Origin of the sequence: Halobacterium jilantaiense, assembly GCF_900110535.1 — an archaeon.
GTDB classification, from domain to species: Archaea; Halobacteriota; Halobacteria; order Halobacteriales; family Halobacteriaceae; genus Halobacterium; species Halobacterium jilantaiense.
This window is the reverse complement of the sequence record NZ_FOJA01000001.1, coordinates 1027031-1040412: the sequence shown is the minus strand read 5'-3', so window position 1 is coordinate 1040412 and position 13382 is coordinate 1027031. Positions and strand designations below refer to the sequence as shown.

The window sequence follows — 13382 nt, the reverse complement described above, 5'->3', positions numbered from 1 at the left end:
GAGGCGTCAGTCGTCGTCGGCGGCCGCGTGGCCCGCGGCGGCGTCCTCCTCGATGCTCGGCGGATACTTTCCGCGGTCGAGCACGAGGTCGCTCTGCGGGCGCGCCATGCAGGTGAGCGCGTACTCCTCGGCCTCCTCGTCGGTGAGGCCGCGGGCCGCGGGCTGGACCACGTCGCCGTCCTCTATCTTCGCGGAGCACGCGAGACACATCCCCACCCGGCAGGAGTACTCCTGTGCGACGCCCTCGCGCAGGCACGCCTTCAGGATGGTCTCGGTGTCCGACACCTCGATGGTCTCGCCGGTGCCGGCGAACTCCACGGTGTACTCGGTCATGCCAGCGGCTTGCACGAGCGCCGACAAAACGCTTTCCACCCCCGTGTCCCCGCGTCGCCGACGGATTCCGGCGAGCCGAGCGGTCTCATAAAGAGTTTTCCTCGCGGGCGGCAACTCGGGGGTATGCCCACCCACGAGTACGACGTCGTCGTCGTCGGTGCCGGGACGTCCGGCTGCTACACGGCTGCGACGGTCGCCGACGCGGGGTACGACGTCGCCATCGTCGAGCGGAAGACCGAGGAGGAAGCCGGCCACATCGCGTGCGGTGACGCGCTCAAGGGTGCCGACAACTTCCCGGAGGTCATCCCGAAGTCCCAGCTCGAACCAGCGTTCACCAACACGGGCGTCGACCACGGCCGCTTCGAGATTCCGCGCGAGGACACCGTCCTCGACATCCCCGTCCCGGGCGAACTCGCGGTCATCGACCGCTGGGAGTACGGCCGCTGCGTCATCGAGGGTGCCGAGCGGGCGGGCGTCGACTTCTGCTACGACGTCGTCGTGCAGGACGTCCAGCAGGACGACAGCGGACGCGTCACCGGCGTGAAAGGCAAGCGCGACGGTCGCGTCCACGAGTTCACCGGCGACGTGGTGGTGGACGCCGCCGGCTCGCTGTCCGTCCTCCAGGACAAGGTCGACGTGGCCGACGCCACCTTCGACACGAACGTCTCGTACTCCCAGTTCTGTTCGGCGTACCGCGAAATCGTCGAGGTACCGGAGCCGGTGGAGTGGGACGACGCGCTCGTCTTCAAACCGACCGACCGCGCCGCTGGCTACCTCTGGTACTTCCCGCGCACCGACACCGAGATCAACGCCGGGCTGGGCTTCCAGATGAACGAGGAGCCGATGCAGCTCGTCGACGACCTGAAAGCCGACCTCCAGCAGCGACCCGAGTTCGAGGGAGCCGAAGTCAAGGACAAGCTCGGTGCCGCGCTGCCGACCCGACGCCCCTACGACTCCGCGACCGCGCCCGGGTTCGTCGCCGTCGGTGACGCAGCCGGGCACGTGAACCCGACGACGGGCGGCGGTATCGCGGGCGCTGCGTACGCCGGGAAGTACGCCGGCGAGCGCGCGATTCGCGCCATCGAGACCGGCGACGCCTCCGAGTCGATGCTCTGGGAGTACAACGAGCAGGTCATGGACCACTTCGGCGCGCGGTACGCCGCCCTCGACGTCTACAACATCATGGCCACCGCCATCGATGTCGACGACCTGATGGGGCTGCTCGCCGCGCTCCCCGGCCAGAAGCTCGCCGAAGCCCTCTACGACGGCTCCACCGAGTTCGGCCTCAAGCTAAAGCTCGTGACCGCGCTGAAGTCCTTCGGCTACTGGTCCGAGATTGCGGACTTCTACCGCGCGAAACAGCAGGCCGACCGCCTGCTGGAGCACTACCAAGACTACCCGAGTTCGCCCGAGGGCCTGCCGACCTGGCAGGACCGCCGGGACGACATCATGACCGACGTTTACGAGGTCACGGGAGCCGACGCGAAGTACTAGGATTCGCCGCCGCTGCCTTCTCGGTAGTCGCCGCCGTACTTCATGAACGCCCAGCCGAGCGCCAGAATCGCGGTGAGCGCGGCGGTGAGCGTGGCGACGAGGGTCTGCGCGCTGTTCGGCACGAGCGTCTCGAAGCCGGTGTCCTCCGGTGGCGGGTCCTCAGTGACGACGACTTCGCCGACCATCCCGACGGACTCGTGGGGGATGCAGAAGTAGCCGTGCGTGCCCGTCGTCTCGAAGGTGTGACTGTAGCTCTCGCCGCCGGGCACGTCGCCCCGGCTGGGGTAGGCGCTCCGGGCCGACGACTCGTCGCCGAAGCCGCCGGACGCCCAGTACTCCGCGCCGTCGGGAAGCTCGTCCGCGTAGGCCGTGACAGAGTGGCCGACCGACCCGACGTTCTCCCAGACGACTTCTGTGCCGACCTGAACGGTGACCTCCTCCGGGTCGAAGACGAGGCTGTCGGTCATGTCGACGGTGGTCGTCTACTCCTGGCCGGCGGCGCTGTCCGCCGCTGCGAGCCCGCCCGCGCCCGCGACGCCGGCGAAGAAGCCGCGTCGGGTGGTGCCGTCGTCCATGCACAGTCGTTCGCTGACTGCCCACAAGAAGGTCTGGCTGGCGTGCTTAAGCCCGCCACGCGTCGTATCGGCTGGCGCGGTCGGTGGTCTGTGGCGACTGTCGCCACCCCGACCGTTACGTGTCGGGCCGACGAAAGGGGCGCTATGGAAGCGCCGGAATGGCGGACTGTCTGGCGGTTCATCGCCGGACGCCCGCGGCCGCGACTGCGAGTCGTCGGTATCGCCGTCGCCGCCGTGCTCGCCGGCTCGCTCGTCTTCGTCGCCGGACTCCCCGTCGGCCTCTACGAGTTCGGTGGCTGGACCGTGTTCGCGCTCGTGCTCGGCGTGGTCGCGGGCGTCCGCACCGCCGGCCTCGTCCCCACCGTCGGGTCGCTGTGGCTCGTCGCTCTCTGGGGGTACGTGTTCCCGCCGCTGGTGGGCTACTTCACCGGTCAGTGGGAGCCGGCGTCGCGGTACGCACACCCCCGGATGATGGGGGTCGCGCACCGGTCCGCGTTCGGCGACCTCCGACACGGCGTCGAGACGGCCACGGAGTTCGGACTACTGGCCGCCGTCGTGCTCGGCATCCTCACCTACCTTGCTGGCGCTGGACTGCGGTGGCTCACGGACCGGTTCTCGTCGGAGTCAGAAGCGCGATAGTCAGTTCGGCGTCCGCTACGGCCGGTCCGCTGCGACGCCTCGGATGGCGTCCGTGAGCGCGTCGACGCCGATATCGAGTGAGTCCTCGTCCACGTCGAACGTCGGCGTGTGGTGGCCGCCGGGGTGGTCGGTGCCGACGCAGACGTAACACGCCAGCCCGCCCGTGTTCTGGACGCGCTGCATGAGGTAGGTGGCGTCCTCGCTGCCGCCGAGTGCGTCGTGGTCGAGGACGGTGTCGACGCCAGCGTGGTCGTCGGCGACCGCCGCGAAGGCGGCCGCGAGCGCCTCGTCGCTCTCCGCGCTCGGTGCCTCGCCCTCGGTGTGGGTCTCGACCGTGCACTCGTGCATCTCCGCGGCGGAGCGGACGACGCGGTCGGCCTTCTCCTTCATGTACTCCATCAGCTCTGTCGTCTCCCCGCGGACCTCGCCCTCCACGAACGCGTCCTCCGGGATGATGTTCGTCGCGGTGCCGCCGCCCGCGCGCCCGGCGTTCACGCGCGTCGCGCCGTCGTCGTGGCGCGGAATCGCGTAGAGGTTCTGGACGGCGGTCGCCATCGCCTGCACCGCGTTCCGTCCCTGCTCGGGGTGTGCGCCGGCGTGCGCGCCGGCCCCTTCGAACTCGGCGAGCAGGTGGCTGACGGCGAGGAAGCCGCCGACGCCCGCGACTACCTCGCCCGTCGGGTGGTCGAGGCCGAGGTGGACGGCGTACAGGTAGTCGATGTCGTCGAGGTGGCCGCTCTCCGCGACGGCCTTCCCGCCGCCGACGCGCTCCTCCGCCGGCTGGAAGACGACCTTCAGCGTGCCCTGGAAGTCGCTGTCGGCGACCGCCGCCAGCACGCCGACGCCGATGGTGGCGTGGCCGTCGTGCCCGCAGGCGTGCATGCAGCCCTCGTGTTCAGACCGGAACCCCTCGCCGGCCGGGTGGTGGTCGGCCTCGTCGCTCTCCGTGATGTGGAGCGCGTCGATGTCCACGCGCAGGCCGACAGTCGGCCCCTCGCCGCGTTCGAGGACGGCGACAGCCCCGGTGTGGCCGCCAGCCATCTGCTCCAGGAGGGACTCGTCGACGCCAGCCTCTCGGGCGCGCTCGATCCACTCGGCGAGCGTCTCGTCGTCTGGCACGGCCATCCGCGCGTCTGAGTCGACCACGTCCGGGCCGACGTGCAGTTCGTCCACGCCGATGTCCTCGCAGGCCTCGACGACGCGTGCGGTCGTCTGGAACTCGCACCACGCCGGCTCCGGGACGCGGTGGAGCGTCCGCCGGAGGTCGACGAGCGTCTCGCGGTCCGTGTAGTCCATGCCCTACCGCGGGGCGGGCGCTGGCATAAATGTGGGAGTCCCGGCGAGCCCCAGTAACATATTTCCCCGTGGTCGGAAATTGGCAACCGTAACATAATGAGTACCGACCAGACGGACGGGTTCGGCGACGACCCGATGGCCGATGACGACGGGCCGAACATCGAGTTCTACGGCGGCCCGGCCGCGAGCGCGATTCCGCTCGCGCTGTTCGTCGTATGGGCAGTGTTCCAGAGCGGCGTCCTCCAAGTGAGCGACACGACCGGGCTCGTCATCGGGATGCTCGGGTCCCTCGTCGTCGGAATGTTCTTCACGAAGGGGTCGTGGGCAACGTACGCGAACACCATCTTCGAGGGCATGACCCAGCGCGTCGCTGCCACCGCTATCGTCGCGTGGTTGTGGGCCGGCATGTTCGCCCAGCTCCTCCAGGACGGCGGCTTCGTCGAAGGGCTGGTCTGGGCGGCCGACGTCGCCAGCATCTCCGGGCCGCTGTTCCCCGCCGCCACCTTCCTGCTCGCGGCGCTGTTCACCACCGGCATCGGCACCGGGTATGGCGGAGCCATCGCGTTCACGTCGCTGTTCTACCCCGCGGGCGTCCTGCTCGGCGCAAACCCCGTGTTGCTGTTCGGCGCAATCCTCTCCGGGGCCGTCTTCGGGGACAACATCGCGCCGGTCAGCGACACGACCATCGTCAGTGCAGTCACTCAGGACGCCGACATCGGTGGTGTCGTCGCCTCCCGGTTCAAGTACGCCGTCGTCGCCGCGGTAATCGCCTTTGTCGGCTACGTCGTCGCCGGCTTCGTGATGCCGGGGTCGGAGGCCGCAGGGTCGGCCGCCCTCGACGGCCAGCCGCTGGGGCTCGCTCACGTCGTCTCGATGCTGGTCGTCATCGGGCTCGCCGTCGCTGGTCGGCACATCGTCGAAGCCATCTCGTGGGGCATCATCGTCGCGCTCGTGTTCAACGTCGGGTCGACCGTCCTCGCTTCCTGGGGCGTCATCGAGACCGGACTCCAGAGCGCGCCCGCGCTGTTGTTCCGCGCGCCGGCTTCCGGCGGGCTGGCGAGCGCCTTCGAGTGGCTGCCGTTCGTCGTTCTCGTCGAGGACGGCGGCGGCGTCACCGGCAGCCTCTACTCGGGGGCCGCCGGCTTCTTCCCGCTCATCGTCCTCACGCTGCTCATTGTCGCCGGGGCACGCATCATGATTCAGGGCGGCGGCTTCGCCGCCATCCAGTCGTTCCTCCTGAACCGCGTCGCCACCACCGTCCGCCGCGCCGAGACCACGATGGTCCTCGGGACGGCGTCCGTCAACGCAATGATAACTATCAACACCGCCGCCGAAATCGCCATCGCGCCGTACATCGCGCGCATCGGAGAGCGGTTCAACGTCAACGGCTACCGGCGGGCGAACATCCTCGACGCGAACACCAGCGCGCTCGGGTACATCTTCCCGTGGGGTGGCGGCGTCCTCGCCGCTTACGGGGCGATGCAGGGCATCGACGAGGGAATCACCACCGTCAACCCCATCGAGGTCTGGCCGTTCGTCTTCCACGGCTGGATCCTGTTCTTCGTGTTCTTGGCGGCCGCGCTCACTGGATTCGGGCTGGAGTACATCAGTGACCGCGAGAGCGAGGAGGTGGCTCGCGCATGAGCGTCCTCGAGAAGTACCTCGCGGGCTGGACGTTCCGGTCGAACTACCCGACGTTCGACGCCGGCGACGAGGTCGAGCTGTTCGTCACCGGCCGCGAAGACGGCGGGCAGATTGCTCGCGTCGGCGACTCGAAGCTCCGCATCGCCGACGCTCCGGGCGACCTGCTGGACAAGCGCGTCCGGCTGAAAATCACGAGCTTCGACGACGACGCGCACGTCGGCGAGGCCGAATACGTCGAGACCGTCGGCGAGAGCGCGTTCTAGGTCGCCGATGGCCGCCGCGCTCTCCCGCTGTCTGCGGTTTGGTTGGCTGTTCTGAACAGCGCCGTCGCTACCTGTTTGCGGTCAGCTGAGAGAGAACGCAGAGAGACGCCGTCTAGACAGAGGAGCCGAGCGGTTCGATGCGCTCGACCTCGGCCTCGACGTGGACGCTGGACGGGAAGTCCCGCTCCATAATCGTCCGCGCGAGGTCGTCGTGGCCGTGGAGTGCCACGCGACGCCGGTAGACGGTGTAGTGCCAGTCGTTGGTCTTCTCCTCCGGGTCGCCGCCGAGTCGGGCGTACAGCGGCACCCGAATCTCCGCGGGTGCGTCCGAGTGTGGGCCTTTGAGCTGTGCGCCCTTCCGCCGGCACGTCTCCTTGATGTCGGAGACGACGGCGTCGAGGGCCGCTCGGTCCCCACTCTCGAGGGATAGTTTGGTTACGAAGGTCATAGCTGGGTGTGCTAGCAGCGAGTGACGCGGCCCACACTGTTAAAGCGTGTGGCTTGCCGCCGAGCGCGTGCGACTGTCCCGCACTCCGACATTCACTTAACGGCCGCGCCTCTACCGTTCGGTAATGACGGTTGAAGCGACGAGCGCCGGTGCGATCCTGTTCCGCAACACGCGGGACCGGCGCGAGTACCTCCTCCTGAAGAGCCGGCCCGGGGACTGGGAGTTCCCGAAGGGCGGCGTGGAGGGGGACGAGGAACTCCAGCAGACGGCAATTCGAGAGGTACAGGAGGAAGCCGGCATCGAGGATTTCCGCCTCGTTGACGGCTTCCGCGACGAGTACGACTACGTGTTCGAGGCGAACGGCGACCGCATCCACAAGACGGTCCACCTGTTCATCGCGAAGTCCTTCGAGGCGAGCGCCGAGCTGTCCAGCGAGCACTCCGACCTCCAGTGGCGTGACTACGAGCAGGCGGTCAACACCATCACGCAGGACGGCCCCCGCGAAATCCTCGAGGACGCCCACGACTTCATCGACGAGGAAGCCGACGTCTGACCGGCCGGCCGCCGGTCGACGCACTCGCGTCAGGAGCCACAGCACCCGCCTCGATTCTGTCCGTGCGTCGAAAGACGTAGGTAGGTCGGCGGCCCCACTCCGGCCGTGACCGGCCACGAGTTCGGGTTCGAGCTTCGCGTGTGCGCGTGGGCCGAGCAGCGCTGGCGGCCCGAGGGCGACGACGTGCCGCGAATCGTCGCGCGGCAACTCGGCACACGGAACCGCCGCTGGGACACGGTCGTCGTCGAGGTCGACCCCGAGGGCCTCGCGCAGCGACGCCGCTTCGGCGAGCAGCGTCTGGACTCGGACCTCCTGCACGTCGTCCGGCACGCGCCCGCCGACTGGCAGTACTACCGCGACGCGCTCCCCCATCCGGGGTACCCGTGGCGGTACGTCCGGGCGGCCGTCCATCAGGCCGCCGACCGCGGCGTCGTGGAGACGCGGCGAAACGGCAACAAGATAGAGCTCAGACGGAAGTGGCCGTACCCCGACTGGGTAGAGCGAATCGTCGCCATCGAGAACAAGCCCGACCTGGACGCGTCGGCGGCGGACGCGCTCGCGGACCAACTGGAGCGCGACGTGGCGCTCGGACTGGCCGACGAGGTGTGGCTCGCGACCGAATCGGACGGGGACGTGGAGCGCGCGCTGCTCACCGAGATTCCCGTCGAGGCCGGCATCCTCGCGTTCGACGACGGCGCGGCGTCCGTCGAGTGGCTGCCGCAGTCGCTGGACGCCGACGCGACCGGAACGAGAATCACCGACCGACCCTCGGGCGGTGCGTTCGACCAGTCGGCCGCGGGCTTCGAGTACGTCGACGCCGACTGGAAGGCCGACAAACGCCTCGAACTCGCGGAGCGCGCCTACGAGCGGGGGTGGCGGTCGTACGTCGACACGATGCGGCCGGACTGCCGGCACTTCCGCGTGGTCGAAGCCGACCACGGGTACGTGCCGCGCTGTGCGGCCAAGCAGCGAGAGCAGACGGCAGCCGAGTGTTCGGGGTCGTGTCCGGAATACGAGCCCGAGCCCCCGGCGTGGCGGCAGCGAGGGTGGCCGATCGAGGGCGGCCCGGGAGCGACGGTCAGAGACGTGCTCTCGGAGCGACGGGACCGACAGCGGTAGGCGGAGCAGAAACGAGTGTGGCGTCAGTCGTCTGCGACGGTGACATCCTCGCGCGGGACCGCGAGGCGGTAGGTGGGGACGGTGCGGTTCTCGACTTCGACGATGCCCTTGCGTTTGAGCGTCTGGAGCGCGCGCCGCACGTCTCCGGATTCGAGGTCGGCGTCGTCGTACGCGTCCCGGACGGCGTGCAGGACGGAGACGACGCTCTCGGAGCGCTCCTCGGGACCGGCGATGACCGCGAACACCATCTGCTCGGTGTCGGACATGTGGACGGCGGGCGCTTCGCCGTCCTCGTCGACGTCCCCGACGAGTTCGGAGGCCTCTGCGGTCGCGCGAATCATCGAGTTCTCGTCGCGGTAGTAGTAGTCCCGCAGGTGGTCTTCGAGGTACTGGTGGACGTCACTGCCGGACTCGAGCCCCCAGCGGTCCTGGAGGTCGCTGTTCTTCGTCGGCTGGAGGGCCACGAGGTCCGCCAGGCGCTCGCGCTCCTCCTCGGAGAGAGTCATGTGGCGTCGTTCGGGAGACCGGTATATCGGATTTGCGAAGACCCCGGAGGCTTTTGTCCCGGCACCCGTCCGCCCGGGTATGGCAGACACCGTCGACCTCACCGTCGAAGACGGCGTAGCGACCATCACCATCGACCGGCCCGAGAGTCTGAACGCGCTGAACGTCCCGACGCTGCACGCGCTGGAGGACGCCATCGAGGCGGCCGAAGACGAGGACGCCCGCGCGCTCGTCCTGACGGGCGCGGGCGACGACGCGTTCGTCGCGGGCGCGGACATCTCCTACATGGTGGACATGGACACCGCCGAGGCGCAGGCGTACGCGGAGCTCGGCCACGGCGTCGCGAGCGCCATCGAGGAGTTCCCCGCGCCCGCCGTCGCGGCCATCAACGGCTACGCGTTCGGCGGCGGGATGGAGCTCGCGCTGGCCTGCGACCTCCGGGTCGCCAGCGAGCGCGCGCTGCTCGGGCAGACCGAAATCGACCTCGGCATCGTCCCGGGCTGGGGTGGCACCCAGCGGCTCCCGCGGCTCGTCGGCGACGAGACGGCGCGCCGCCTCATCTACTTCGGAGACCGCCTGGACGCCACGGACGCCTACGAGGAAGGGCTCGTCGGCGAGGTCGTCGCGCACGACGAACTGGACGACCACGTCGCCGACCTCGCCGCCGACCTCGCCGCCCAGCCCGCGACCGCGCTCCGCGCCGCGAAAGAAGCCATCAACGCGAGCCACGAGACCAATCTCGCCGCCGGCCTCGACTTCGAGGCGCGGGCGTGGGCGGGGCTGTTCGGCAGCCACGACCAGCGCGAGGGGATGCAGGCGTTCCTCGACGACCGCGACCCCGACTTCGAGTAACTAGTCGCCGGGCACGGCCCGCACCGACTCCGCGTCCTCCACGGTCTCCCGGACCTGCGTGTAGACGACGGCGAGCGCGAGCGCCGCGAGCGCGCTCCCGACGGCGAACGGCACCGCGAACCCGAACCGGACGAGGAATCCGGAGGCCAGTGGCCCGATAGCGGTGCCGAGCCCGAACCCCATCGTGAGCACGGACAGCGTGCTGCCGGACGCCCCCTTGCGCGCGAGGTCGCCGGCGACTGCGAGCGAGGGCGCGAACACCGCCGCCACGGCGATGCCCTGCACGAACCGCGCGAGCACCATCGTCGCGGGCGTCGGCGCGTACCCCTGGGCGAGCGTCGCGGGAATCAGGAGCACGAACCCGGCGACGATGAACGGCCGTCGGCCGTACGTGTCGCTGGCGTCCCCGATCGGGACCTGGAAGACGACGTTCGCCAGCGTCACCGCGCCGAACTGCGCGCCGAACAGGACCGAGGACTGCCCGAGGCGGTCGTTGATGGTGGCTTCGAGGGTCGCGAACAGCGCGATGCAGATGCCCATGCAGACGGTCGCGATACCGAGCGCGAACACGGGGTCGAGGAGGCTCCGGTCGCCACGGACGGCGATAGAGAGGTCCTCGCCGGCCTCGGCGTCGGCCCGCGGTGGCTCTTCGACGAGCCACTCGACGAGCGCGAACGACACGAGCGCGCCGACGACCGCGACGGCGAACGCGGCGTCGAACCCGAACCGCGTCAGCACCACACCGGCGACGATTGGACCGAACCCGAACCCGATGAGTCGGAAGGTGTTGAACACGCCGAAGTTGTTCCCGCGGGTGTCGGTGGTGCCGAGTTCGTTCACGAGCGCGACCGTCGCCGGGACCGTGAGCGCAGCGCCGACGCCCTGGAGGGCGCGCAACACCAGCACCAGCCGGTAGTCGGAGACGAACGAGTACGCGCCCGAGGCGACCGCGAGCAGCGCGAGCCCGCCGAGGATGAACGGCTTCCGGACGCCGGCGCGGTCGGAGAGCCGGCCGGACAGCGGCTGGAGGAAGCTGTTCAGGAACCCGAACATCGAGAGCACGAGCCCGATGAGCAGCGCGGGCGTGACCACCAGCACGTCGACGCCCGCTACGGCCAACTGGCCGGTGAACGAGTCGACAGCGACCCGGCCTTCAGCGCCGATGTACGCCGGGAGCACGACGATGAGAAAGGAGTTGCCGAGCGCGTCGGCCATCCGCGCCATCGCCAACACCAGCACCCGTCTGTCGGTGTCGAGGATACCCATCACAACCGTTCTCGGACCCACAGGGTTTGACAGTTCGGGAGCAGGCACGCCACGCGGGGAACACGCACCCGCACCCGGACGGCGGCTGAAACGCGTCGCTTAACATCCGGGCCGCGCTAGCCGACGACTATGGAGTTCTGCGACGACTGCGGCTCGATGATGAAAGCCGACGACGAGCTCTGGGTGTGTGGGAGCTGCGGGAACAAACAGCCCAAGGACCCGAACGCCAGCTTCGTCGTCACCGAAGGCCAGGAAGAGACCGACATCGTCGACGTCAGCGACGCCGAAGACAAGGGCCTCCCCACCACCGAGGTCGTCTGCCCCCAGTGTGAGAACGACAGCGCACACTGGTACATGCAGCAGATTCGCTCCGCCGACGAGTCCGAGACGCGCTTCTTCATCTGCACCGAGTGCGAACACCGCTGGCGGGAAGACGACAACTAACACCGTTTTGCTCGGGGGTGCGCGCTCTGTACGCACCCGTCTGCTTGCGGGCGCGGTGCGCCGCCCGGCTCCGCCGCGCGGCCGCGACGCCACGCAGGTTCGCAAATCATACGTAGGTGGGCGCACGACTCGGCAGTAGCGACGATGACGGCGACACACACCGGTCGAATCGCGCGACGCCCGCCGCGGTGTCGCTGTGGTCGTGGTCGGGGTGTCGCCTGCGGTACTGCGCCTGCGTGAGCAGGCCACCAGACATTCTCCCGACCGACCGGACTCGCCGTCGCGACGCGCCGACGAACATCCAGACGACACTCCACCAATGCTCGAACGAACCTACATCGAAGACGTAACGCCCGAGGACGACGGCGACGAGACCACCATCGCCGGCCACGTCCACGAACTGCGCGACCTCGGCGGCATCCTGTTCGTCATCGTGCGGGACGGCACCGGCCGCCTGCAGGTCGTCGCGAAGGAAGACGACACCCCCGACCTGTTCGAGACGGCGGAAGACCTCGACAGCGAGGACGTGGTGCAGGTCACCGGCACGCTGGAAGCCAGCGACCAGGCTCCGGGCGGCGTCGAACTCGCGCCGACCGAACTCACCGTCGTCAGCGAGGCGACGGACGTGCCGTCCATCGAAATCTCGAAGGACGTCGACGCGGACCTCTCGACGCGCCTCGACGAGCGCCACCTCGACGTGCGGAAGCCGTCGACGAAGGCCGTCTTCTCGCTGCGCTCGAAGGCGATGCAGGCGATGACCGACTGGTTCTACGACAACCGCTTCGAGGAGGTCGACACGCCCGAACTCTCCACCGCGGGCGCAGAAGGCGGTGCGGACCTCTTCCCGGTCGTCTACTACGACAAGGAAGCGTACCTCTCCCAGAGCCCGCAGCTCTACAAGCAGATTCTCGTTGCCTCTGGCTTCGACCGGCTGTTCGAGGTCGGGCACGCGTTCCGCGCCGAGGACTTCGGGACCTCCCGGCACGTTTCCGAAATCGCGATGTTCGACGTGGAACTCGGCTACGTCGAGGACCACCACGACGTGATGGACGTCCAGGAGGAGTCCCTGCGACACACCATCCGGCACGTCGTCGAGCACGCCCAGCGCGAACTCGACGAACTCGGTTCGGACCTCTCGGTCCCCGAGGAGGACTTCCCGCGCATCACCTTCGAGGAGGCCCGCGAGATTCTCGCCGACGAGTACAACCACGTCCCCGAGGACGACGACGACCTCGACACGAAGGGCGAGCGCCTGCTCGGCAAGTACTTCGAGGAGCAGGGCCACCCCGCGGTGTTCGTCGTCGGCTACCCGAACGAGAAGTTCTACTACCGGCAGGACGTCGAGGGCGACGACATCGCGTCCCGGAAGTTCGACCTGCTGTACCTCGGCCAGGAGCTGTCCTCCGGCGGGCAGCGTGAACACGACATCGAGCGCCTGACGGCGAAGATGCGCGAGCAGGGCGTCGAGCCGGAGAACTTCGAGTTCTACCTCGACGCGTTCCGCTACGGCGTCCCGCCCCACGGCGGCTACGGGCTCGGCATCGACCGCCTCGTCCAGCAGCTCGCCGGCCTCGACAACATCAAGGAAGCCATCCTCTTCCCGCGGGACCCCGACCGCCTCGAACCGTAGACGGTTCGGACAGCCCGTCGAACGACTCGCTTTTCGGCTATTGTAGGTCGTCGATGAGCCCCTGGAGCGTCTGGACGTGGTCCTCGAACATCGCCTCGCCGTCCTCGGTGAGCACCGCCGTCGTGTGCGGCCGCTTGTCCACGAACTCCTTGCGGACCTCGACGGCACCGGCGTCCTCCATGCGCTGGAGGTGACTGGAGAGGTTCCCCTCTGTGAGGTCCAGTTCGTCCGTGAGGTCGCCGAAACTGGCTTCGCCGTGGCGGTAGAGGTACGCGAACAGTTCGAGCCGGGTCGGCTGGTGGACGAGCTTGTCGAGGTCCAT

At 68.9% G+C, this 13382-nt stretch carries 16 protein-coding genes; 9 read left to right on the top strand and 7 right to left on the bottom strand.

Features of this window, described 5'->3' with window-relative positions; translation table 11 throughout:
* Positions 1 to 6: 6 nt before the first annotated feature.
* On the bottom strand, positions 7 to 333 hold the full coding sequence (locus BMW35_RS05355; RefSeq protein ID WP_089668347.1) for a 2Fe-2S iron-sulfur cluster-binding protein: 327 nt from the start codon (positions 331 to 333) through the stop codon (positions 7 to 9).
* A gap of 123 nt (positions 334 to 456) precedes the next feature.
* Between BMW35_RS05355 and BMW35_RS05350 the strand changes: the two genes are divergently transcribed.
* Positions 457 to 1827 carry a geranylgeranyl reductase family protein gene (locus BMW35_RS05350; protein ID WP_089668346.1) on the top strand — a complete coding sequence of 457 codons (1371 nt, stop codon included), beginning with the start codon at positions 457 to 459 and terminating at the stop codon, positions 1825 to 1827.
* Here BMW35_RS05350 and BMW35_RS05345 read toward each other — a convergent pair.
* Positions 1824 to 2294, bottom strand: a complete 471-nt coding sequence (locus BMW35_RS05345) for a plastocyanin/azurin family copper-binding protein (RefSeq protein ID WP_245708139.1) — start codon at positions 2292 to 2294, stop codon at positions 1824 to 1826. The genes BMW35_RS05350 and BMW35_RS05345 overlap by 4 nt on opposite strands.
* 252 nt (positions 2295 to 2546) lie before the next feature.
* Between BMW35_RS05345 and BMW35_RS05340 the strand changes: the two genes are divergently transcribed.
* On the top strand, positions 2547 to 3041 hold the full coding sequence (locus BMW35_RS05340; protein WP_089668345.1) for a hypothetical protein: 495 nt from the start codon (positions 2547 to 2549) through the stop codon (positions 3039 to 3041).
* Between the two features lie 15 nt (positions 3042 to 3056).
* Here BMW35_RS05340 and BMW35_RS05335 read toward each other — a convergent pair whose 3' ends face one another.
* Positions 3057 to 4337: an amidohydrolase gene (locus BMW35_RS05335; RefSeq protein ID WP_089668344.1), complete on the bottom strand. Its 1281-nt coding sequence runs from the start codon at positions 4335 to 4337 to the stop codon at positions 3057 to 3059.
* Between the two features lie 96 nt (positions 4338 to 4433).
* Here BMW35_RS05335 and BMW35_RS05330 point away from each other — a divergent pair, with 96 nt between their 5' ends.
* On the top strand, positions 4434 to 5981 hold the full coding sequence (locus BMW35_RS05330; protein ID WP_089668343.1) for a Na+/H+ antiporter NhaC family protein: 1548 nt from the start codon (positions 4434 to 4436) through the stop codon (positions 5979 to 5981).
* Positions 5978 to 6244 carry a DUF7513 family protein gene (locus tag BMW35_RS05325; RefSeq protein WP_089668342.1) on the top strand — a complete coding sequence of 89 codons (267 nt, stop codon included), beginning with the start codon at positions 5978 to 5980 and terminating at the stop codon, positions 6242 to 6244. The genes BMW35_RS05330 and BMW35_RS05325 overlap by 4 nt, the downstream gene beginning before the upstream one ends.
* Positions 6245 to 6356: 112 nt before the next feature.
* On the opposite strand, the gene BMW35_RS05320 is transcribed toward BMW35_RS05325, so the two are convergent.
* Entirely contained in the window at positions 6357 to 6692 is a 336-nt protein-coding gene (locus tag BMW35_RS05320) for an uS10/mL48 family ribosomal protein (RefSeq protein ID WP_089668341.1), read from the bottom strand.
* A gap of 124 nt (positions 6693 to 6816) precedes the next feature.
* On the opposite strand from BMW35_RS05320, the gene BMW35_RS05315 reads away from it, so the two are divergent.
* Together BMW35_RS05315 and BMW35_RS05310 are read left to right on the top strand one after the other, a co-directional pair.
* A complete protein-coding gene (locus BMW35_RS05315) occupies positions 6817 to 7245 on the top strand; it encodes a bis(5'-nucleosyl)-tetraphosphatase (RefSeq protein WP_089668340.1) in 429 nt (142 codons plus the stop codon).
* 105 nt (positions 7246 to 7350) lie between these two features.
* Positions 7351 to 8364: a DUF5787 family protein gene (locus BMW35_RS05310; protein ID WP_089668339.1), complete on the top strand. Its 1014-nt coding sequence runs from the start codon at positions 7351 to 7353 to the stop codon at positions 8362 to 8364.
* 23 nt (positions 8365 to 8387) lie between these two features.
* Here the strand turns inward: BMW35_RS05310 and BMW35_RS05305 are convergent, their stop codons facing one another.
* The gene (locus tag BMW35_RS05305) at positions 8388 to 8870 is read right to left on the bottom strand and encodes a DUF5797 family protein (protein ID WP_089668338.1); all 483 of its coding nucleotides are present in this window, start codon (positions 8868 to 8870) and stop codon (positions 8388 to 8390) included.
* A gap of 79 nt (positions 8871 to 8949) precedes the next feature.
* Between BMW35_RS05305 and BMW35_RS05300 the strand changes: the two genes are divergently transcribed.
* On the top strand, positions 8950 to 9720 hold the full coding sequence (locus BMW35_RS05300) for an enoyl-CoA hydratase/isomerase family protein (protein WP_089668337.1): 771 nt from the start codon (positions 8950 to 8952) through the stop codon (positions 9718 to 9720).
* Here the strand turns inward: BMW35_RS05300 and BMW35_RS05295 are convergent, their stop codons facing one another.
* Positions 9721 to 10986, bottom strand: a complete 1266-nt coding sequence (locus BMW35_RS05295) for an MFS transporter (RefSeq protein WP_089668336.1) — start codon at positions 10984 to 10986, stop codon at positions 9721 to 9723. It abuts the gene before it with no gap.
* Positions 10987 to 11115: 129 nt separating this feature from the next.
* On the opposite strand from BMW35_RS05295, the gene BMW35_RS05290 reads away from it, so the two are divergent.
* On the top strand, positions 11116 to 11430 hold the full coding sequence (locus tag BMW35_RS05290; RefSeq protein ID WP_089668335.1) for a transcription factor S: 315 nt from the start codon (positions 11116 to 11118) through the stop codon (positions 11428 to 11430).
* A gap of 319 nt (positions 11431 to 11749) precedes the next feature.
* Positions 11750 to 13060: an aspartate--tRNA(Asn) ligase gene (gene aspS, locus BMW35_RS05285; protein WP_089668334.1), complete on the top strand. Its 1311-nt coding sequence runs from the start codon at positions 11750 to 11752 to the stop codon at positions 13058 to 13060.
* Positions 13061 to 13097: 37 nt separating this feature from the next.
* Here aspS and BMW35_RS05280 read toward each other — a convergent pair whose 3' ends face one another.
* Complete coding sequence (locus tag BMW35_RS05280; protein WP_089668333.1) at positions 13098 to 13382, bottom strand: transcriptional regulator; 285 nt, start codon at positions 13380 to 13382, stop codon at positions 13098 to 13100.